This window comes from Cellulomonas sp. P2_F12, assembly GCF_056403775.1.
This window is the reverse complement of the sequence record NZ_JBFUEV010000013.1, coordinates 13,981-32,624: the sequence shown is the minus strand read 5'-3', so window position 1 is coordinate 32,624 and position 18,644 is coordinate 13,981. Positions and strand designations below refer to the sequence as shown.

Here is an 18,644-nt window from a genome sequence, read left to right as displayed (position 1 = left end):
CGACTTCGTTCCGCTGGGCGGAACGAAGTCCTCACGCGAGAGTGGTCAGAGGCCGGCCAGCCAAGCGGAGACCGCGTCGGCGACGGCCGAGGCGCTCGTCGGCTGGTGCGGGCCCGGCAGGAAGACCGTGGTGACCGGACCCGGGATCGCGGCCAGGTGCTCGGACAGCTCCGCGGGCGAGCCGAACGGATCGGTCGTGCCCGAGACCGCCAGGACCGGCACGTGGATCTCCGGCAGGTGCGCGACGCGCAGCGTCGTCGGCTTTCCCGGCGGGTGCAGAGGGTAGGAGAGGAGGACGAGGCCCGCGGCCGGGAACCCCCCGGCGACGGCCATCGAGCACATGCGGCCGCCGAACGAGCGGCCGCCCAGCACCACGGACCCGGTACCGACGCCCAACGACTCCGCGAAGGCCGACGCCTGGTCCCGCACGCTCGCGATCGCCGGCGCCGCGGTCTTCGGGAGGTCGATCCGCAGGACCGGCAGCGGGGCGACGGCCTTCTCGATCGCGACCAGCTGCGGGCTCTGGCGGGTGCCGCCGAAGCCGGGGGCGAGGACGAGGCCGGCGACGGTCATGACAGGCCCAGCACCGAGCTGATCGTGCGGACGACGCCGTTCTCCGTGTTGGCCGGCGCGACGAACCGGGCGTGGGCGCGGACGTCGGGGTGCGCGTTGTCCATGGCGAACGACCAGTGGGCGGCGTCGAGCATGCCGATGTCGTTGAAGTAGTCGCCGAACACCATCGTCTGGTCGGGCGTGATCCCGAGTGCTGCCTGGACCGCGCGCAGGGCGTGCCCCTTGTCGGCCGTCGGGCTCATGGCGTCGACCCAGTGCTCGCCCGAGACCAGGCCGTCGAACGGCTGCAGCAGCGGGCCCGCGCCGGTGGCGGCCGAGCCGAAGTCGTAGACCGCGACCTTGAGCACGTCGTCCTCGACGGTCAGCAGGTCGTCGACGACCTCGAGCTTCGCGTAGTACGGCGTCGCCTGGTCCAGGAACGCGCCGTCGGAGCGCTCGACGTAGGCCGACCGCTTGCCGCACAGGACCGTGCCGAGGTCCAGGTGCGTGGCCGCACGCACCGCGGTGATCACGGCGCGAGCCCGTGACAGTCCCAGGCAGTCGGAGCTGATCTCCTCGTCGTGCTGGAGGACGTACGAGCCGTTCTCCGCGATGTACACCAGCTCGTCGCGGCCGAACTGGCGCCGCAGGGTGGCGTACTGGCGGCCGCTCGCCGGGCACAGCAGGATCCCGCGGGCGTCCAGCTGGTCGAGGAGTGGCCAGAAGTCGTCGTGGATCCGCTTCTCGTCGTCCAGCAGCGACCCGTCCATGTCCACCGCGATGAGCCGGATGTCGGGGACGGGGTCGAAGACGGGGGGTTCCACGGACCGATCTTCCCATCCGACGATCAGGCCGCCTCGCGGGCCAGGTGCTCGACGGTCGCGGTGAGGGCCTGCAGGCCGGTCTCGACGTCGGCCAGGCTCACGCCCTCGTCGGGGTGGTGGCTGATGCCGTCGGGGTTGCGCAGGAAGAGCATGCCGACGCCCGTGATGGCTCCGATGGCCATGGCGTCGTGCCCCGCGCGGCTGAACAGGGCGGGGACGTGCCGGCGCCCGGTGTCCTCGATCCCGGCGCGCACGACGTCCTGCAGCAGGCCGTCGCACATGACCGCGGGGGCCTCGTGCAGCTCCCGCGCCGACCAGGTCAGGCCGCGGCGGCCGGCGATCTCGTCGAGCTCGCGCGTGATGGCTCCCCAGACGCGGTCGCGGTCGTCGTCGTGCTCGCCGCGCAGGTCGACGGTCAGGCGGGCCTCGCCGGGCACCACGTTGACCGCGCCCGGGAACGTCTCCAGGCGGCCGACCGTGCCGATGATGTGGTGCTCGGCGCGGCACAGACGCTCGACGGCGAGCGCGACCTCGCTGGCGCCGAGCAGCGCGTCGTGCCGCTTCTCGTACCGCGCGCCGCCCGCGTGCCGGGCCTCGCCGTCGATCTGCACCGCGAACCGCCGGGCGCTGGCGATCGAGGTCACGACGCCGAGCGGCGAGCCGCCGTCGTCGAGCTCTGGGCCCTGCTCGATGTGCGCCTCGAGGTACCCGACCAGCGACTCCCGTGAGCGCGCCGCCGCACCGATGCGGCCGGGGTCGAGGCCGAACTCGCTGAACGCGGTGCGCAGGGTCGTGCCGTGCTCGTCGGTGAGGTCCCACCAGGAGTCGTGCCAGCGGCCGGCCATCGCGGAGCTGCCCAGCAGGGCGGTGCCGAAGCGGGCGCCCTCCTCGTCCCAGAACGCGACGACGTCGAGCCCGAACGGCATCTCCGACGCCCGGGGCCCCAGCGCGCGGACCACCTCGATGGCCATGAGCACCCCGAGGATGCCGTCGTAGCGGCCGGCGTCGCGGACGGAGTCGAGGTGCGAGCCCAGCAGCAGCGAGGGCGCCTCGGGGTCGCGACCCGCCAGGTGCCCGCAGAGGTTGCCGGCCTCGTCCTGCCACGTGTCCAGCCCGACCTCGCGCATCCAGCGGGCAGCCACCCGGTTCACGCGGGCGTGCTCGGGGGACAGGTAGACGCGCTCGATCCCGCCGGCCATCGAGGTGTACGTGGCGAGCTCGTCGCAGCGCGCCATGATCCGGCGCGCCGCGGCCCTGACGTCGAGCATCAGGCCGCCCAGGACTCGTAGGCCGCGTCGACCCCGCCGCCGGCCGGCACGCGGGCCCCGGCCCGCCGCAGCACCTGCTCGAGGGCGGCGAGCGTGACCAGCACGGTGTCCAGCCGGGCGTTGGCGCCCATGGTGCCGATCCGCCAGACGCGGCCGTGCAGCGGGCCGAACGACGTGCCGATCTCGATGCCGAAGTCCTGCAGCATCGCGCCGCGCGCCGCGTCGCCGTGGACGCCGTCGGGGATCTCGACCGCGACCACGTTGTTCATCTTGTGCGCGACGTCGCCGAACACGGTGAGCCCGAGCCCGCGGACGCCGGCGAGCATGGCGAGGCCGGCACGCTCGTGCCGGTCGATCACGGCCTGCCGGCCCTCCTCGAGGATGATCCGGGCGCACTCGCGGGCGGCGTACAGCATGCTCGTCGCCTCGGTGTGGTGGTTGAGGCGCCGCGGCCCCCAGTAGTCGAGCACCATGCCGAGGTCGAAGTAGTTGGAGTGCACGGGCTCGCCGGCGTCCTCGTCGGACTCCTCGCGGATGCCCGCCTCGATGCGCCGCCGCCCCCGGATCACGTCGACCGCGCGGTCCGACAGGCTGATCGGCGCGCTCCCCGACGGGCCCGACAGGCACTTCTGCAGCCCGGCGGTCGCCGCGTCGACGCCCCAGGCGTCCATCTCGAACGGGTTGCCCCCCAGGGAGGCCGTCGCGTCCGTGTAGAACAGGACGCCGTGCTTCGCGCAGACGGCGCCGAGCTCGTCCAGCGGCTGGTTCATGGTGGTCGACGTGTCGCCCTGCACCATCGCCAGCAGGTGCGGCCTGACCCGGACGATCGCCTCCTCGACGGCCGACGCGGTGAACACCTGCCCCCACGGCACCTCGATGGTGTGCACCTCGGCCTGCGCCCGCAGCGCGATCTCCGCGAGCAGGTGCCCGAACCGGCCGAACACCGGGACCAGCACGCGCTGCCCGGGTCGCACCAGCGACACGATCGCCGCCTCGATCCCCGCCCGGGACGTGCCGTCCACCAGCAGCGTCGCCTCGTTGGTCGTCGCGAAGACCTCGCGGTACAGCGCCATCGTCTCGGTCATGTACCCCGTCATCACCGGGTCGTACTGGCCGATCAGCGGCGTGGACAGCGCCCGCAGCACGCGCGGGTCGGCGTTGACCGGACCCGGACCCATGAGCAGGCGGGCGGGCGGGTTCACCGGGGTGGTCATGCGGGGCCTCCGAGATCTCTGGCAGAACGGACGAGGGAGAGGTCGCTGCCTCGAGGGCCGACGAGGCAGACGCCCACCGGCGCCGGGCCGAGCGTCGACGGGACGCGCAGGGCGGGCACCGACAGCGCGGGCAGGCCGCCGATGCCCGCGAGGGCGGTCATGCGCAGGGTCGCGCCGCGGACGCGGTCGAGCTCGTCGGGTGTCGCGGTCCGCGCGGGGGCCGGGCCGGGCGTCGTCGGCAGCACCAGGACCGCGTCGTCGACGACCGCGCGGATCACCGTCGCGAGCCGCTCGACCTCGGCGCGCGCGGAGGCTTCGTCGGACGCAGTGACGTCGCGGGCGACCGCGAACCGCTCCCGCACGCCCGGGCCGACCGCGCCGGGGTGCTCGGCGATCCAGTCCCCGTGCGCGCGCCACGCCTCGGCGGCCTGCAGCACCCGGAAGCCCTCGAACCACGTGTCGAGCGGCCCGACCTCGACCTGCTCGACCGTCCCGCCGCACCACGCCTCGAACGCGTCCCGCGTCGCCGGGTCGACCAGCTCGAGGACCTCGGCCGGGACGACCCGACGGGTCGGCAGACCCGGTGCGTCCTCCTCCAGGCACCACGCGGCGACGGCCTCGAGCGTCCGGCCGTCCCGGGCGAGCCACCCGACCGTGTCGAACGAGGGAGCCAGCGGCAGCATGCCCTGGCGCGGCACGAGGCCGTGCGTGGTGCGCAGGCCCCAGAGCCCCTGGTAGCTCGCGGGGACGCGGACGGACCCGGCGGTGTCGCTGGCCAGACCCACGTCGGCCTGGCCCGTCGCCACCGCCGTCGCGGGTCCGCTGGACGAGCCGCCCGGCAGTGCGCCCGGCAGTGCCCCGTTGGCGGGGGTGCCGTAGTGCGGGTTGGCGCCGGCGATCGAGTAGGCGAGCTCGTCCGTCCGGGCCAGGCCGCGGACCGACGCGCCGCCCCTGAGCAGGTCGAGGACCACGGGGGCGTGCTGGCGCTCGCGGGCGGCGCCGAGCAGCCACGTGGGGTTGCCGGCGCCGATCCGGTAGCCGCGGACGGCGAAGACGTCCTTGACCGCGACGCGCAGCCCCAGCAGCGGACCCTCGAAGGCGCCCTGGTAGAGCGGGTCGCCGACCGTGCGCCACACGGACCGGTCGAAGCTGGGGGTCCGCCCGGTGACGTGCGCGGCCATGATGCGCCAGCGGCCGTCCGCCCGCTGCCACACCTGCGTCTGGAGCCCGGTGCCGCCGCCCTCGTACCGCGACGTCGCGACGATCAGCCAGCAGTCGTCGGCGAGGCGGCGGGACTCCACGCGGTCCAGCACCCGGGGCGCGATCCCGCCGCGGGCGCTCCGGAACGCGCTGATGGCGTCGTGGCCGACGAGCAGGCCCGCGCTGTCTCCGCGCATCGTGGACGGCCCGGGGGCGAACGCGTCGTCGAGGGCGGCGACGTCGTCGTCGGCGAGCGCGCGCTCGTAGGCGTCGAACGCCGCCTGCAGGTCGTCGGGGATCACAGGGACACCCTCTCGAAGTCGGCCACGCGGATCCGGGCGTGCGCGCCGCACACCTGGTCGACCACCTGCGAGATGTCGATGTCGGTCGCCGCCGACAGGTACGCGTACGCGAGGTGCTCGTCGAGCCCCCAGCGTGCGTGCAGGAGCGCGAGCGCGGCCCGCACGCACTTGCGGACGGCCTCGGCGAGGTCCTCGTCGAGCCCGGTCGGCACCAGGTACTCCGGCGTCTCCACCAGCGGCCCGCTCACCGGACCGAAACGCGCGACCGCCTCGGCGGCCGGCACGACGTCGAACCGGAGCGTGACCCGCAACGACGCCTCGAGCGCGGTGAGCGCCACCTCGCCGTCGCCCTGCGCGAAGTGGGGGTCGCCGACGTAGGCCAGCGCGCCCGGTACCTGCACCGGTAGGTAGAGCGTGGTGCCCACCTGCAGGAGGTTGATGTCGATGTTCCCGCCGTGCGCGCCCGGGGGCACGGAGTGCGGCCGCTCGTCCCCGGCCACGGCCACGCCCATGATCCCGAGGAACGGCGCCAGCGGGAACTCGACGAGCCGCTCGCCGCCCTCGACAGCGGGCAGGCACCCGACGAGGCCTCCGTCGCTCTCGCGGACGGTCGCGAACACGCTGACGTTCTCCGGCCCGCGGGGCAGCTCGCCCGGCAGTGCGCCGCGGCCGTGCCGGTTCGAGATCACGCCGTACGGCACGCGGGGCGTGGTCTCGAGCACGGTGACGGCCAGCAGGTCGCCGGGCATGGCGCCCTCGACGTGGATGGGTCCGGTCACCACGTGCGGACCGTCCTGCACGGAGCGCGTCAGGGTGCCGACGATCTCGATCGCGTCGGCCAGCACGTCGTCGGGCGCGACCCCGTGGCCGGTGAAGAACGCCGCCGGGTCGCTGCCCTGGTCGTCGAGCAGGCCCTCGTGGCTGACCGTGTCGATGGTCACCTCGGTGCCGCTCGCCACCCGCAGCACGGGCTCGTCCGCCCCGCACGGGAGCCGTCCCCACAGCACGGTGGACGGCGTCGACGGCAGGTACACCCCCGCCCGGATCTCGCCCACGCCGGGCTGCAACGTTGCACTCATCGGTCCTGCACCCCCACCATGACGCCGTGAAGACATGGGACGACGCGCGCCGACACCTGGTGCTCATGCTGGCGCTGACGTTCACCACGGGCATCGTCGACGCCGTCGGCTACCTCGGCCTGGACCGGGTGTTCACGGCGAACATGACCGGCAACGTGGTGATCCTCGGCATGGCGCTCGCGGGTGCCGACGACCTGCCGATCCTCGGTCCGCTGCTCGCACTGGCCGGGTTCCTCGGCGGCGCGGCCCTCGGCGGGCGGGTGCTGCGCACGGCCCCGGCGGGCTGGTCGCACCGCACGAGCATGACGTTCGCGGCGACCGGGGTGCTGGCGGCCGCTCTCGGGGTGGGCGCCCTCGCGGTCCCGCCCGAGCAGGGCAGCACCTGGGCGCTCGTCGTCACGGCCCTGCTCGCCATCGCTATGGGCCTGCAGGCCGCGACCGCGCGTCGGCTGGCCGTCAAGGACGTCACCACCGTCGTCGTGACGTCGACGCTCACGGGCCTCGCGGCGGACAGCCGGCTGGCCGGCGGCACCGGCGACGGCTGGGCGCGACGCTCCCTCGCGGTGGCGCTGATCCTGGTGGGCGCCGGGGTCGGTGCGCTGCTGCTGCGCGTGGGCGGTGAGCAGGGCGTGGGCGTCGGCATGCTGTTCGCGGGCGTGCTCGCGCTCGTCGCGGCCGGCGTCGGCCACCGGCACCGCGAGTCCTGAGGGCTCACGCACGCGCGGCCTCCGGCAGCAGCACGCGGCCGGCCCCGGGGGAGGTCACGATCCCGCCCTCCACCACCGGCGAGCCGTGCAGCCAGACCGTGCGGACGGCGCCGGCCAGGGTCGCTCCGTCGTACGGCGAGACGGGGTTGCGGTGCTCGAGGCGGTGCACGTCCACCACGCGCTCGTCGTCGGGCGCGAACGCCACCAGGTGCGCGGGCGCCCCGACCTCCAGCACGCCGAGCCCGTCCAGCCCGGCGACGCGCGCGGGACCCGTGGTGAACAGGGGCAGCAGCTCCTCCAGCGACACGCCTCGCCGCCGGGCCTCCGTCCACACGACCGACAGCCCCAGCTGCAGGCCGGCGATGCCGCCCCACGAGAGCCCGAAGTCGGCGCTCTTGAGGTCCGCGGTGGACGGCGAGTGGTCGGACACGATCGCGTCGATGGTGCCGTCGAGCACGGCGGCCCAGAGCAGGTCCTGGTTGGCCGTGTCGCGGATGGGCGGGCAGCACTTGAACTGCGTCGCCGCCTCCGGCACGTCCTCGGCCCGCAGCGCCAGGTAGTGCGGGCAGGTCTCGACGGTGAGCGGCAGGCCCTCGGCCTTCGCGGCGCGCACCAGGCCGAGCGACCCGGCGTCGGACAGGTGCAGCACGTGGGCGCGGGCTCCGGTGCGGCGCATCGCGTCGATGACGCCGGCGATGGCGTGCCGCTCGCTGAGGGCGGGGCGGCTGGCCAGGAAGTCGGCGTACCGCGGCCCGAGGGCGCCGTCGCCGCGCAGGTCGGCGGGGTCCTCGGCGTGCACGATCAGCACGCTGCCGAGCGCCGCGACCTCGGCCAGGGCGAGCTCGAGGCGCTCCGCGTCGAGGTACCCGAACTCGTCGACGCCCGACGGCGTGAGGAACGCCTTGAACCCCCGGACGCCGGCGGCGTGCAGCGGTCCGAGCGAGCCGAGGTTCTCCGGCACGGCGCCGCCCCAGAACGCCACGTCGACGCTGAGCTTGCCGTCCGTGGCGGACCGCTTCGCGTCGAGGGCCGCGACCGTCGTCGTGGGCGGGATCGAGTTCAGCGGCATGTCGACCAGGGTCGTCACGCCGCCGGCCGCGGCCGCCCGGGTCGCCGAGGCGAAGCCCTCCCAGTGCGTGCGGCCCGGCTCGTTGACGTGCACGTGGCTGTCGACCAGGCCGGGGAGCAGGACCTCGTCGTCGGCCAGCTCGACGACGGTCGCCCCGGGCGGCACAGGCCCGTCGACCGCAGTGACCACGCCGTCGGTCACCTGGACCTCGGCCGGGCGCAGCGCACCGTCGATCCAGGCGCGGCGGGCGCGTACGACGAGGTCAGGCGGGGTCATCCAGGCTCCTTGTGAGTCGTCTGCTGCGTCAGGCTACGGCCACGGGCACGCCTGCGCGGATCTCGAAACCCGCCAGCAGCCCGGTCATCGGCTTGGGCGGGGGCGGCGCGTACTCGCCTCCGGACCCGGGGCGCAGGCCCAGGGTGACCAGCGACTGCGCGAGCACGACGCCGGCCGCGACGCCGTCGACCACGGGCACGCCGATCTCGTCGGCGATCGCGGCGCACAGCTCCGCCATCCCGGCGCAGCCCAGCACGATCGCGTCGACGCCGTCCTCGGCGACCGCTCGTCGGCACTCCTCGGTCAGCCGCTCGCGGGCGCCCGGATGCTCGAGCGCCAGCACCGGCACCTCGCACGCGCGCACCGCGACGCACGCGTCGCGGAACCCGTACCGGTCCGCCAGCTCCCGCGCCCGGGCGGTCGTGCGGCCCAGCGTGGTGACGACGCTGAACCGTCGACCGACCAGCGCGGCGGCGTGCATCGCGGCCTCGGCGATGCCGATCACCGGACCGCTCGCCAGCTCCCGCGCGGCGTCGAGGCCCGGGTCCCCGAAGCAGGCGACCACGTAGGCGTCGACCCCCTCGGCCTCGCCGACCGCGACCTGCTCGAGGATGCCCGGGACCGCGAGGGCCTCCTCGTAGTGGCTCTCGATCGACGCCGGTCCCATGGTCGGCTGGACGGCGTCGACGAGCGTGCCCGCCGCCGCCACCACCCGGGCGGACCGACCGATCAGGTCGGTCATCGCCCGGGTGGTGTTGGGGTTGATGACCCGGATGTGCACGGCGGCTCCCGTCAGGCCGTCGCCTCGACGGAGGCGCCCGTGCCGGTGCGCTCGTCGACGGTGCCGTCCGAGACGTGCTCGTCGGCGGGGTCGAGGAGCGGGATCTGCGGGTTGCGGCGCTCGAGGTAGACGAAGGTCGCGAAGCCGAGGCCGCACCCGATGAACCAGCTGTAGCTGGACAGCCACGTGATGTCGAAGGCGCCCATGTCCGCGAACGCCTTGGGCAGCACCGCGGTGGCCACCGAGACGAGGCCGGCGGAGATCACCGTGGCGACCGCGTTGCGGTTGTAGCCGCCCGAGAACCAGTACTTGCCCGTGGGGGACAGGGTGAACATGTCGTCGACGTGCACCCGCTGCTTGCCGATCACGTAGTAGCCGGCGATGAGGATGCCGAACAGCGGGCCGATGAGGGCGCCCAGCACGCCGAGCGTGTAGTGGATCGCATTGGCGTTGGAGTACCAGTTCCACGGCGTCAGCAGCACCGAGCCGACGGCCGCGATCATGCCGCCCATGCGCCAGCTGATCTTCTGCGGGGAGACGTTGGAGAAGTCGAACGCGGGCGAGATGAAGTTGGCGACGATGTTGATGCCGACCGTCGCGGTGACGAACGTCAGGCCGCCCAGCAGGATGGCGAACGGCGTGTCGATCTGCTGCACCGTGTGGATCGGGTCGGTGATGAGCTCGCCGAACACCGGGACCGTGGCCGACGCGCAGATGACGGTCAGCAGCGAGAAGAACAGGAAGTTGACCGGCAGGCCGAGGAAGTTGCCCTTCTTGACCGCCGAGAAGCTCTTCCCGTACCGGGCGAAGTCGCCGAAGTTGAGCATCGGGCCCGAGAAGTACGACACCACCAGCGCGATCGCGCCGAGCATCACGGGGATCGAGGCCCAGAAGCCCATGGGCGGGCCGGACGACAGGTTGAGCGAGATGTTGCTCCAGCCGGCCTCCGAGACCAGGTAGACCGCCAGCGCGATCATCACGACGTAGACGGCCGGGCCGGCGAAGTCGATGAACTTGCGGATGGTGTCCATGCCCGTCCAGAACAGGGCGGCCTGCGCCACCCAGAGGATCGCGTAGGAGATCCAGCCGAGCGTGGACAGGCCGAGGAAGCCCGACTCCAGGAGCTGCGCGGAGCTGGGGACGAACTTGAGGAAGATGATGTTGAGCGCCTCGGCGGCCAGGAACGTCTGCACCCCGTACCAGGCCACGGCGATGAGGCCGCGGATGATGGCCGGGATGTTGGCGCCGAGCACACCGAAGATCGCGCGGTTGATGACCGGGTAGGGCACGCCGGTCTTCTGGCTCGGCTTGGCGACGAGGTTGCAGAAGTACTGCACGATGACGATGCCGACGACGAGCGCCACGAGCACCTGCCAGCTGGCGATGCCGAGCGCGAAGAGGCTTCCGGCCGTGACGTACCCGCCGACGCTGTGCACGTCGGACATCCAGAACGCGAAGATGTTGTACGACGACCAGGTCTGCTTGCCCAGCGGCGCCAGGTCCTCGTTGGTGAGCCGGGGGTCGTAGGTGCTCTTGACCTCGCCGGCGCCCGGCGGCAGCCCGGCGGCCTCGACGACGTCGTTGGGGAGCTCGGTGAGCCCGGTGTTCTCGTGCTGTCCAGGGTTCATGGTGATCCTCACGCGGGTGGGTCGTGGGTGGGGGAGCGACGCCTGCGCGGTGCGTCTGCTGGAGCGCCTGTGTCCCTGGCCTAGGGAGAAGGACATCCCGTACGGTGAAGCGATCGCTGAACGGGTGTGAATCTATTGCTTCACAACCCGCGAACGGTTTCCGCGTTGTGAACTTTGGGCTTCAGTCATGAGTCCCCGACGGGAGGGTGTGCCGACGTGACCACCTCGGCGGTCGACAACCCTGCGGAGCGGCACGCCGCCCTCCTCGACGCCTTCGACTCCGAGCAGCTGGGCGCGCGCCTGCGCCAGCTGCGCGAGGAGCGCGGCCTGACCCTGCGCGAGGTGGGCCGCCGGCTCGGCATCTCCACGAGCGCCGTCTCCCAGATCGAGCGCGGCGTGCTCCGCCCCTCGGTCAACCGCCTGTTCGCGTTCGTCACCGCGCTCGACGCCAGCCTGGTCGACGTGTTCGGCGGCACCGCCGGCGCCCCGCCGCAGGTGCTCGACGGCTACGTCGTGCGCCGCGCGGTCGAGGCCGACGTGGTCCGCCTGGCGGGCGGTGTCGTCTTCCGACGTCTGTCGCCCGGCCTGTCGCGCGACGTCGACTTCTTCGAGTCCACCTACCCGCCCGGCTCCACCGGCGCCGAGCAGAACGAGCTGCTCACCCACGTCGGCTACGAGATCGGCACCGTCACCGACGGCGAGCTGACCATCGACTTCCCCGACGAGCGCGTGGTGCTCCGGGCGGGCGACACCATCTCCTACGCGTGCGGCACGCCCCACCGGCTGAGCAACCAGTCCGACGCCGTCACCGTGGCGACGTGGGTGATCGTGCACCCGGCGTCGAGCGGCTGACGCGACGGAGGGCCGGGCGGGCTGCCCGACCCTCCGTGTGCTCCGTCGGCGTCAGTGCCGGCCGAGGTCGACCGTCCACACCTCCCCGCCGAGCGTGACGACGTAGGCCGTCCTGTGGATGACCTGGAACGAGACCGGCTGGTTCAGGCCGTCCGCGACGACCTCCAGCGAGCCGTGCCGCCCGACCTTCAGCAGCTGACCGGTGTTCGGCGCTGCCGGAGAGCCCGCCTGGCCGCCGAGCGGCCAGTCGCCCTGCGCCAGCGCGTAGAGGGTGTGCCCGTGCGCGGCCTGGACGTCGACCATCAGCGGACCGCCGGCTGCGACCTCGGTGGCGCTGGTGGAGTGCTTGCCGAACGTCACGACCTTGCCGTCCGCCGCCTGGTGCGGCAGCGGGCCGGCCTCGGCCATGTAGACCCGGGAGCCGACGACGTCCAGACCCGTCGGGACGACGTTCTCGAACGCGATCCGCACGGACACCGAGCCGTCGAGCCCCACCTGGTAGACGCGGTTGTGGTGGCCGTCGGTGACCAGGAAGCCCCCGGCGTACGGCTCGAGCGCGTACGGCACCCCCGTCGCGATGAAGAAGTCCGTCGCCGGCGGGTTCTCCTTGGCGAACGTCCCGATGTCCGCCACCAGCGTGAACGCGCTCGGTCCGTCCATCCGGTAGATGCCGTCCACGTTGCCTGCCGCGCCACCCGCCTCCGGCGTGATGAAGCCGACCAGCACGTAGGCCGTCCCGTGCACGAACGCGATGTCGTGGGGGCCGCCGTTCGGGGCGATCGGCAGGCCGGAGGCGAACGTGGTCGTCGCACCCGTGCCTGGATCGATCCGGGAGACCTCCCCGACGGCCGGCTCGGCGACGTACAGCGCGCCGTCCGGTCCGACGGTGCTCCCCCACCCGCCGGACAGGCCGGTGGCCAGGAGCCGAGGCTCCTGGCTGGGTGATGGTCGGTGCGCGCTCGCCGCGGACGGCGCGAGCACGAGCAGCAGCGCTGCGGACAACAGGACAAGAACTCGTCGGGGACCCATAGGACCCCTCCCCTCGACAACTTCCTCGGAGTCGTGCGTGTCGGGGTAGCTGGGCATGCGGCGTCGTCGCCCCCTGCGCGCCCGGGAAAGCCCCACCAGCGCTCAACGACGCTAGACCTGCCCGCTCGGGCGATAAATGACCCCGGGCAACCCGGGGACGTCGTCACGCCTGCGGCGAACACGGGCAGTCGGGGCACCACCCCGCCGTTAGCATCGATCAACGCCGCTCGTAGAACCCCGGTGCGCCAGCCCGGGGATCGGTGGGCACGCAGCTCGTGAGGAGTGCACATGTTCGAGAGATTCACGGACCGAGCCCGTCGCGTGGTCGTCCTTGCCCAAGAAGAGGCACGGATGCTCAACCACAACTACATCGGCACGGAGCACATCCTGCTGGGCCTGATCCACGAGGGTGAGGGCGTCGCCGCCAAGGCTCTCGAGTCGCTCGGCATCTCGCTCGAGGCCGTCCGCGCCCAGGTGCAGGAGATCATCGGCGAGGGCCAGCAGGCTCCGTCGGGCCACATCCCCTTCACCCCGCGCGCCAAGAAGGTGCTCGAGCTGTCGCTGCGCGAGGCGCTGCAGCTGGGCCACAACTACATCGGGACCGAGCACATCCTGCTCGGCCTGATCCGCGAGGGCGAGGGCGTCGCCGCCCAGGTCCTCAACAAGCTGGGCGCGGACCTGAACCGCGTGCGCCAGCAGGTCATCCAGCTCGTCTCCGGCTACCAGGGCAAGGAGCCCGTCGCCGCCGGCGGTCCGCAGGAGGGGCAGCCCTCGGGCAGCGCCGTCCTCGACCAGTTCGGCCGCAACCTCACGCAGGCTGCGCGCGACGGCAAGCTCGACCCGGTCATCGGGCGCGAGAAGGAGATCGAGCGGGTCATGCAGGTGCTGTCCCGCCGCACCAAGAACAACCCGGTCCTCATCGGGGAGCCCGGCGTCGGCAAGACCGCCGTCGTCGAGGGCCTCGCGCAGGACATCGTGCGCGGCGACGTGCCCGAGACGCTCAAGGACAAGCAGCTCTACACGCTGGACCTGGGCGCGCTCGTGGCCGGCAGCCGTTACCGCGGTGACTTCGAGGAGCGCCTGAAGAAGGTGCTCAAGGAGATCCGCACGCGCGGCGACATCATCCTGTTCATCGACGAGATCCACACGCTCGTCGGGGCGGGTGCCGCCGAGGGCGCCATCGACGCCGCGAGCATCCTCAAGCCGATGCTGGCGCGCGGCGAGCTGCAGACCATCGGCGCCACGACGCTCGATGAGTACCGCAAGTACGTCGAGAAGGACCCGGCCCTGGAGCGTCGCTTCCAGCCGATCCAGGTGGCCGAGCCCAACCTGCAGCACGCGATCGAGATCCTCAAGGGTCTGCGCGACCGGTACGAGGCCCACCACCGCGTGTCCATCACGGACGCCGCGCTGGTCGCCGCCGCCACCCTGGCGGACCGGTACGTCAACGACCGCTACCTGCCGGACAAGGCGATCGACCTGGTCGACGAGGCCGGCGCCCGCCTGCGCATCCGCCGCATGACGGCTCCCCCGGAGCTGCGCGAGCTCGACGAGCAGATCGCCGAGACGCGCCGCGACAAGGAGTCGGCGATCGACGAGCAGGACTTCGAGAAGGCAGCCCGTCTCCGCGACGCCGAGAAGCAGCTCGGTCTCAAGCGCGTGGAGAAGGAGAAGGCCTGGAAGTCCGGCGACCTCGACGCGGTCGCGGAGGTGGACGAGGAGCTCATCGCCGAGGTGCTGGCGATCGCTACCGGCATCCCGGTGTTCAAGCTCACCGAGGAGGAGTCCAGCCGCCTGCTCCACATGGAGGAGAACCTGCACAAGCGGGTCGTCGGCCAGGACGCCGCCATCAAGGCGCTCTCGCAGGCCATCCGTCGGACGCGGGCCGGGCTCAAGGACCCGAAGCGTCCCGGTGGGTCGTTCATCTTCGCCGGCCCCACGGGCGTCGGGAAGACCGAGCTGGCCAAGGCGCTCGCGGAGTTCCTGTTCGGCGACGAGGACGCGCTCATCCAGCTCGACATGTCCGAGTTCTCGGAGAAGCACACGGTCTCGCGGCTGTTCGGCTCGCCCCCCGGCTACGTCGGGTACGACGAGGGTGGCCAGCTGACCGAGAAGGTGCGGCGCAAGCCGTTCTCCGTGGTCCTCTTCGACGAGGTCGAGAAGGCGCACGCGGACATCTTCAACTCGCTGCTGCAGATCCTCGAGGACGGTCGCCTGACCGACTCGCAGGGCCGGGTGGTCGACTTCAAGAACACCGTCATCATCATGACCACGAACCTCGGCACCCGGGACATCGCCAAGGGCCTCATGACCGGCTTCCAGGCCGGCGGGGACCTGTCGACGTCGTACGAGCGCATGAAGTCCAAGGTCAACGACGAGCTCAAGCAGCACTTCCGGCCTGAGTTCCTCAACCGCGTCGACGACGTGGTCGTGTTCCCGCAGCTGTCCCAGCCGGAGATCTTCGCGATCGTCGACCTCATGGTCGCCAAGCTGGACAAGCGCCTGCGGGACAAGGACATGGCCATCGAGATCACGCCCGCGGCCAAGAAGCTGCTGTCGGAGAAGGGTTACGACCCGGTCCTGGGTGCTCGGCCGCTGCGCCGTGCCATCCAGCGGGACATCGAGGACGCACTGTCCGAGAAGATCCTGTTCGGCGAGCTCAAGGCCGGCCAGCTGGTGATCGTGGACGCCGAGGGCGAGGGTCTGCTCGGGGAGTTCACGTTCCGCGGCGTCCCCAAGGGCGCCACGGTGCCGGAGCCGGTCGCGGTCGGCGCTGCCTCGTCCTACGGCACGCCGACCTCGGGCACCGACCTGCCCGCGGCGGGCCCGAGCGTCAGCGACGGCGGCACGGGCACCCTGCCCCAGGTGGGCTGACCCCGCAGCACGCACGACGAAGCCCCGGTCCGTTCGCGGACCGGGGCTCCGTCGCGTCCGCCGCCGCCTGCGACCTCGCCGCGCGGTTCGCCGTCGTCGGTGCGAGGTCGTGAGTTTCCGACGACGTCGTGCGTTGCAGCTGACGATCCCGTCGGAAACTCACGACCCTGTGACGGCGGCCGCGCGCGGTTCGGCTCGCGCGGGTGGCCCAGGGCAGTGGCAGGGTGGGCGCATGCCTGGACTGCGACGCCTGCCCCGATCCACGCCGGAGGAGCAGGGGGTCGACCCCCGGGCGCTGCTCCGGCTGGTCGACGCGCTCGAGGCCTGGCCCGAGCTCCACTCGCTGATGGTGGTGCGGCACGGGTCCGTGGTGGCCGAGGGGTGGGCGGCGCCGTTCGCGTCCGACCGGCTCCACGAGCTCTTCTCGCTGAGCAAGAGCTTCACGTCGACGGCCGTCGGGTTCGCGGTGGCCGAGGGGCTGCTGACCGTCGACGACCTGGTGCTGGACCACTTCGTGAGTCCGCAGGAGCCCGACGACAACCTCCGGCGCATGCGGGTCCGGCACCTGCTCACCATGACGACCGGGCACGACGAGGACCCGACGCCCCGGGTCTTCCCGACCGACGACTGGGTGGCCGGCTTCCTCGCGCAGCCGGTCGCGCACGAGCCCGGCACGTTCTTCGTCTACAACACCGCGGCGACCCACGTGCTCTCGGCCCTGGTGCAGAAGCTGACCGGCCAGCGGCTGCTCGACTACCTCGGGCCGCGGCTGTTCGAGCCGCTCGGCATCGAGGGGGCGACGTGGCAGCAGTCGCCCGGCGGCGTCGACGTGGGCGGCAGCGGCATGTCGGGGACCACCGAGGACATCGCGGTCCTCGGCCAGCTCTACCTGCAGGACGGCGTCTGGGACGGGCGGCGCGTGCTGCCCGAGGGGTGGGCGGCGGAGGCCACCGCGAAGCAGGTCTCCAACGACCGGAACACCGACATCGACTGGGCGCAGGGCTACGGCTACCAGTTCTGGCGCGGCCGGCACGGCAGCTATCGCGGAGACGGCGCGTTCGGGCAGTACTGCGTGGTGCTGCCGGACCAGGACGTGGTCGTCGCGATCACGTCGGGCGTCGCGGAGATGCACGGGGAGCTCGCGCTGGTCTGGGAGCACCTGCTGCCGGGGCTGTCGGACGGGCCGCTGCCCGGCGACCACGAGGGTCGACGACGGCTGGCGGACCGACTCGAGGGACTGCGCCTGGACCCGCCGCACGGCTCCCCGACGTCCCCGACCGGCGAGCGGCTCGACGGGCGGACGATCACGTTCGAGCCCAACACGCTGGGCGTCCGCAACGCCGTCCTGGAGGTGGGCGACGGCCACGACCGTCTCACCGTCGACCACGAGGACGAGACGGTCATCCTCTCGGTCGGGCACGACCAGCCGGCGCTGACGCGGACCACGCTGCGGCGGCGCGAGCCGGAGGACGTGCTGGTCAGCGGCGCATGGACCACCCCGGACACCTATGTGCTGACCGCCCGGTTCGTCGAGTCGCCGTTCGTGCTGACGGCGACCGTGACCGTGTCGGGCGACGACGTCGGGGTGGCCAGCGCGTTCAACGTGGCGTTCGGGCCGGCAGTGCTGCCGGACCTGCGCGGCACGGTGGTCAGCTGAGCTCCAGCACGGTCCACCAGTCGTTGACGTCGCGCTTCGCGAAGCCGGTGACCTCCTGCTGGCCGGCGGTGAGCCGGGCGTCGGAGGCGTGGTGCGAGTGGAGGGCGACCTTCGTCGCGACGTGCACGAGGCGGATGCGCGCGCCGGCGGTCCACGGGCGGTCGTCGACGATCTCGAGACGCCAGTCGGCCGCGTCGTCGGCCGTGTCGGATGCGCTGACCTCCTGCTGGTGGGAGAGCGGCGACGGGATGCCCGCCGCGCTGCGCAGCCAGCGGCCCGTCGAGACGTGGCGCAGGCGGACCACCGAGCCGTCGCGCAGGTCGGTCCCGGCCGGGGTCCCGGTGGGGCCGACGAGCAGCCAGCGGTCGTTGTCGTCGGCACCCCCGAAGCCCGTGACCTGCTGGAGGCCGTCGGTGCCGGGGTGCACGTACGGGTGGTCGTGGGAGTGCAGGGTCAGGCCGGTCCACACGTGCGACAGCTTGACGGTGTCGCCGGTGGACACCTGGTCCTTGACGTCGGGTGCGTGCTCGGTGAGGACCCGGGGGCGCTTGGGCGTGTAGTCCTGCACGAAGAAGCCGCGCCACGGGTGGCCGTTCGAAGCGGTCCAGTCGTGCTGGTCCTTGTCGGACGTCAGCGTGACCGGTCGCCCCGGGGTGTTGTTGTCGTGGATGGTGACGGTCGTCCTGCCGGTGGACCGGTCCTGCTCGTAGCCGTACGCGACCACCTGGTGGTTGTCGCCGATGTCGGCCAGCGACCGGGCGACGACGAGGCCGAGCACCACGGGGCGGCCCGCGTCGATCGACTTCATGACCCGGGGCAGCTCCTCCTCCTTGGTCCAGCGCGTGACGCCCTTGAACACCCAGGTCTCGTCGTCCGAGTGCATGGACCAGGTGACGAACTTGGCCGCCGACCCGGTGAAGAACGAGTCGTGCAGGCGCTGCGTGAACAGCTGGGCGAGCCAGTTGCTGTCCGGCGGCACCCGGCTGGGGGCCCACAGGTCGGAGCGCCAGCGGGGCACGGGCTGCCCGGCGAGGAAGTAGTCGAGGGCCGCGTACGCCATCCCGCCGCAGCGGCCGGCCGTCGTGATCTTCGCGCCGTTGGGCAGCGTGAGCACCTCGTTGACGAAGGCGTTGGGGAACGCGAAGCCGTGGACCGCCGGGTCGAACGCGACCGCCGCGCGTCGGCTGAGGACCTGCTCCGTCATCGACGTCCCTCTCGTCCGGACGAGCCGCACGCCGGCGTGCAGCACCCCCGAGATCGAGGGTGCCACGAAGGAGTCACGACGGCAGGGGTGAGATACAACGACGTCCGCGCTCCCGAGGGCCGGAGCCC

The 18,644-nt window shown here is 72.6% G+C and carries 15 protein-coding genes; 4 read left to right on the top strand and 11 right to left on the bottom strand.

The window, feature by feature from the left end; translation table 11 throughout:
* Positions 1 to 45 precede the first annotated feature (45 nt).
* From AC1DWH_RS19695 to AC1DWH_RS19670, 6 genes are read right to left on the bottom strand one after another with little or no spacing between them, the layout of a single operon-like run.
* A complete protein-coding gene (locus AC1DWH_RS19695) occupies positions 46 to 573 on the bottom strand; it encodes an alpha/beta hydrolase family protein (protein ID WP_477095086.1) in 528 nt (175 codons plus the stop codon).
* Positions 570 to 1,376, bottom strand: a complete 807-nt coding sequence (locus AC1DWH_RS19690; protein ID WP_477095085.1) for a Cof-type HAD-IIB family hydrolase — start codon at positions 1,374 to 1,376, stop codon at positions 570 to 572. Before AC1DWH_RS19690 ends, AC1DWH_RS19695 begins: the two co-directional genes overlap by 4 nt.
* Before the next feature lie 23 nt (positions 1,377 to 1,399).
* Positions 1,400 to 2,644 carry an allantoate amidohydrolase gene (locus AC1DWH_RS19685; protein ID WP_477095084.1) on the bottom strand — a complete coding sequence of 415 codons (1,245 nt, stop codon included), beginning with the start codon at positions 2,642 to 2,644 and terminating at the stop codon, positions 1,400 to 1,402.
* Positions 2,644 to 3,858, bottom strand: coding sequence for a pyridoxal-phosphate-dependent aminotransferase family protein (locus tag AC1DWH_RS19680; protein WP_477095083.1), 1,215 nt, complete (start codon positions 3,856 to 3,858; stop codon positions 2,644 to 2,646). The genes AC1DWH_RS19685 and AC1DWH_RS19680 overlap by 1 nt, the downstream gene beginning before the upstream one ends.
* The gene (locus tag AC1DWH_RS19675; RefSeq protein ID WP_477095082.1) at positions 3,855 to 5,360 is read right to left on the bottom strand and encodes an AtzH-like domain-containing protein; all 1,506 of its coding nucleotides are present in this window, start codon (positions 5,358 to 5,360) and stop codon (positions 3,855 to 3,857) included. The genes AC1DWH_RS19680 and AC1DWH_RS19675 overlap by 4 nt, the downstream gene beginning before the upstream one ends.
* Positions 5,357 to 6,439, bottom strand: a complete 1,083-nt coding sequence (locus AC1DWH_RS19670; RefSeq protein WP_477095081.1) for an acetamidase/formamidase family protein — start codon at positions 6,437 to 6,439, stop codon at positions 5,357 to 5,359. Before AC1DWH_RS19670 ends, AC1DWH_RS19675 begins: the two co-directional genes overlap by 4 nt.
* Before the next feature lie 26 nt (positions 6,440 to 6,465).
* Between AC1DWH_RS19670 and AC1DWH_RS19665 the strand changes: the two genes are divergently transcribed.
* A complete protein-coding gene (locus AC1DWH_RS19665; RefSeq protein ID WP_477095080.1) occupies positions 6,466 to 7,146 on the top strand; it encodes a YoaK family protein in 681 nt (226 codons plus the stop codon).
* A 4-nt stretch (positions 7,147 to 7,150) separates the two neighbouring features.
* On the opposite strand, the gene allB is transcribed toward AC1DWH_RS19665, so the two are convergent.
* Genes allB through AC1DWH_RS19650 form a run of 3 tightly spaced genes read right to left on the bottom strand, consistent with a single transcriptional unit; the run spans position 7,151 to position 10,900 of the window.
* Entirely contained in the window at positions 7,151 to 8,491 is a 1,341-nt protein-coding gene (allB, locus tag AC1DWH_RS19660) for an allantoinase AllB (RefSeq protein ID WP_477095079.1), read from the bottom strand.
* 28 nt (positions 8,492 to 8,519) lie between these two features.
* Positions 8,520 to 9,272, bottom strand: a complete 753-nt coding sequence (locus tag AC1DWH_RS19655) for an aspartate/glutamate racemase family protein (RefSeq protein WP_477095078.1) — start codon at positions 9,270 to 9,272, stop codon at positions 8,520 to 8,522.
* Between the two features lie 11 nt (positions 9,273 to 9,283).
* Positions 9,284 to 10,900 carry an NCS1 family nucleobase:cation symporter-1 gene (locus AC1DWH_RS19650; RefSeq protein ID WP_477095077.1) on the bottom strand — a complete coding sequence of 539 codons (1,617 nt, stop codon included), beginning with the start codon at positions 10,898 to 10,900 and terminating at the stop codon, positions 9,284 to 9,286.
* A gap of 216 nt (positions 10,901 to 11,116) precedes the next feature.
* On the opposite strand from AC1DWH_RS19650, the gene AC1DWH_RS19645 reads away from it, so the two are divergent.
* Complete coding sequence (locus AC1DWH_RS19645; protein ID WP_456845160.1) at positions 11,117 to 11,752, top strand: helix-turn-helix domain-containing protein; 636 nt, start codon at positions 11,117 to 11,119, stop codon at positions 11,750 to 11,752.
* Between the two features lie 51 nt (positions 11,753 to 11,803).
* On the opposite strand, the gene AC1DWH_RS19640 is transcribed toward AC1DWH_RS19645, so the two are convergent.
* Complete coding sequence (locus AC1DWH_RS19640) at positions 11,804 to 12,754, bottom strand: ScyD/ScyE family protein (RefSeq protein WP_477095076.1); 951 nt, start codon at positions 12,752 to 12,754, stop codon at positions 11,804 to 11,806.
* A gap of 315 nt (positions 12,755 to 13,069) precedes the next feature.
* Here AC1DWH_RS19640 and AC1DWH_RS19635 point away from each other — a divergent pair, with 315 nt between their 5' ends.
* Positions 13,070 to 15,655 (top strand): ATP-dependent Clp protease ATP-binding subunit, encoded by a 2,586-nt coding sequence (locus tag AC1DWH_RS19635; RefSeq protein WP_477095075.1) that lies wholly within the window; start codon positions 13,070 to 13,072, stop codon positions 15,653 to 15,655.
* A gap of 232 nt (positions 15,656 to 15,887) precedes the next feature.
* A complete protein-coding gene (locus AC1DWH_RS19630) occupies positions 15,888 to 17,312 on the top strand; it encodes a serine hydrolase domain-containing protein (protein ID WP_477095074.1) in 1,425 nt (474 codons plus the stop codon).
* Here AC1DWH_RS19630 and AC1DWH_RS19625 read toward each other — a convergent pair.
* The gene (locus tag AC1DWH_RS19625) at positions 17,305 to 18,516 is read right to left on the bottom strand and encodes an MIR domain-containing protein (protein ID WP_477095073.1); all 1,212 of its coding nucleotides are present in this window, start codon (positions 18,514 to 18,516) and stop codon (positions 17,305 to 17,307) included. The genes AC1DWH_RS19630 and AC1DWH_RS19625 overlap by 8 nt on opposite strands.
* Between the last annotated feature and the right edge of the window lie 128 nt (positions 18,517 to 18,644).

Coding starts and splice junctions, on each gene's coding strand:
- AC1DWH_RS19630 (WP_477095074.1), top strand. CDS start 15,888: ATGCCTGGACTGCGACGCCTGCCCCGATCCACGCCGGAGGAGCAGGGG.
- AC1DWH_RS19695 (WP_477095086.1), bottom strand. CDS start 573: ATGACCGTCGCCGGCCTCGTCCTCGCCCCCGGCTTCGGCGGCACCCGC.
- AC1DWH_RS19650 (WP_477095077.1), bottom strand. CDS start 10,900: ATGAACCCTGGACAGCACGAGAACACCGGGCTCACCGAGCTCCCCAAC.
- AC1DWH_RS19680 (WP_477095083.1), bottom strand. CDS start 3,858: ATGACCACCCCGGTGAACCCGCCCGCCCGCCTGCTCATGGGTCCGGGT.
- AC1DWH_RS19670 (WP_477095081.1), bottom strand. CDS start 6,439: ATGAGTGCAACGTTGCAGCCCGGCGTGGGCGAGATCCGGGCGGGGGTG.
- AC1DWH_RS19685 (WP_477095084.1), bottom strand. CDS start 2,644: ATGCTCGACGTCAGGGCCGCGGCGCGCCGGATCATGGCGCGCTGCGAC.
- AC1DWH_RS19635 (WP_477095075.1), top strand. CDS start 13,070: ATGTTCGAGAGATTCACGGACCGAGCCCGTCGCGTGGTCGTCCTTGCC.
- AC1DWH_RS19625 (WP_477095073.1), bottom strand. CDS start 18,516: ATGACGGAGCAGGTCCTCAGCCGACGCGCGGCGGTCGCGTTCGACCCG.
- allB (WP_477095079.1), bottom strand. CDS start 8,491: ATGACCCCGCCTGACCTCGTCGTACGCGCCCGCCGCGCCTGGATCGAC.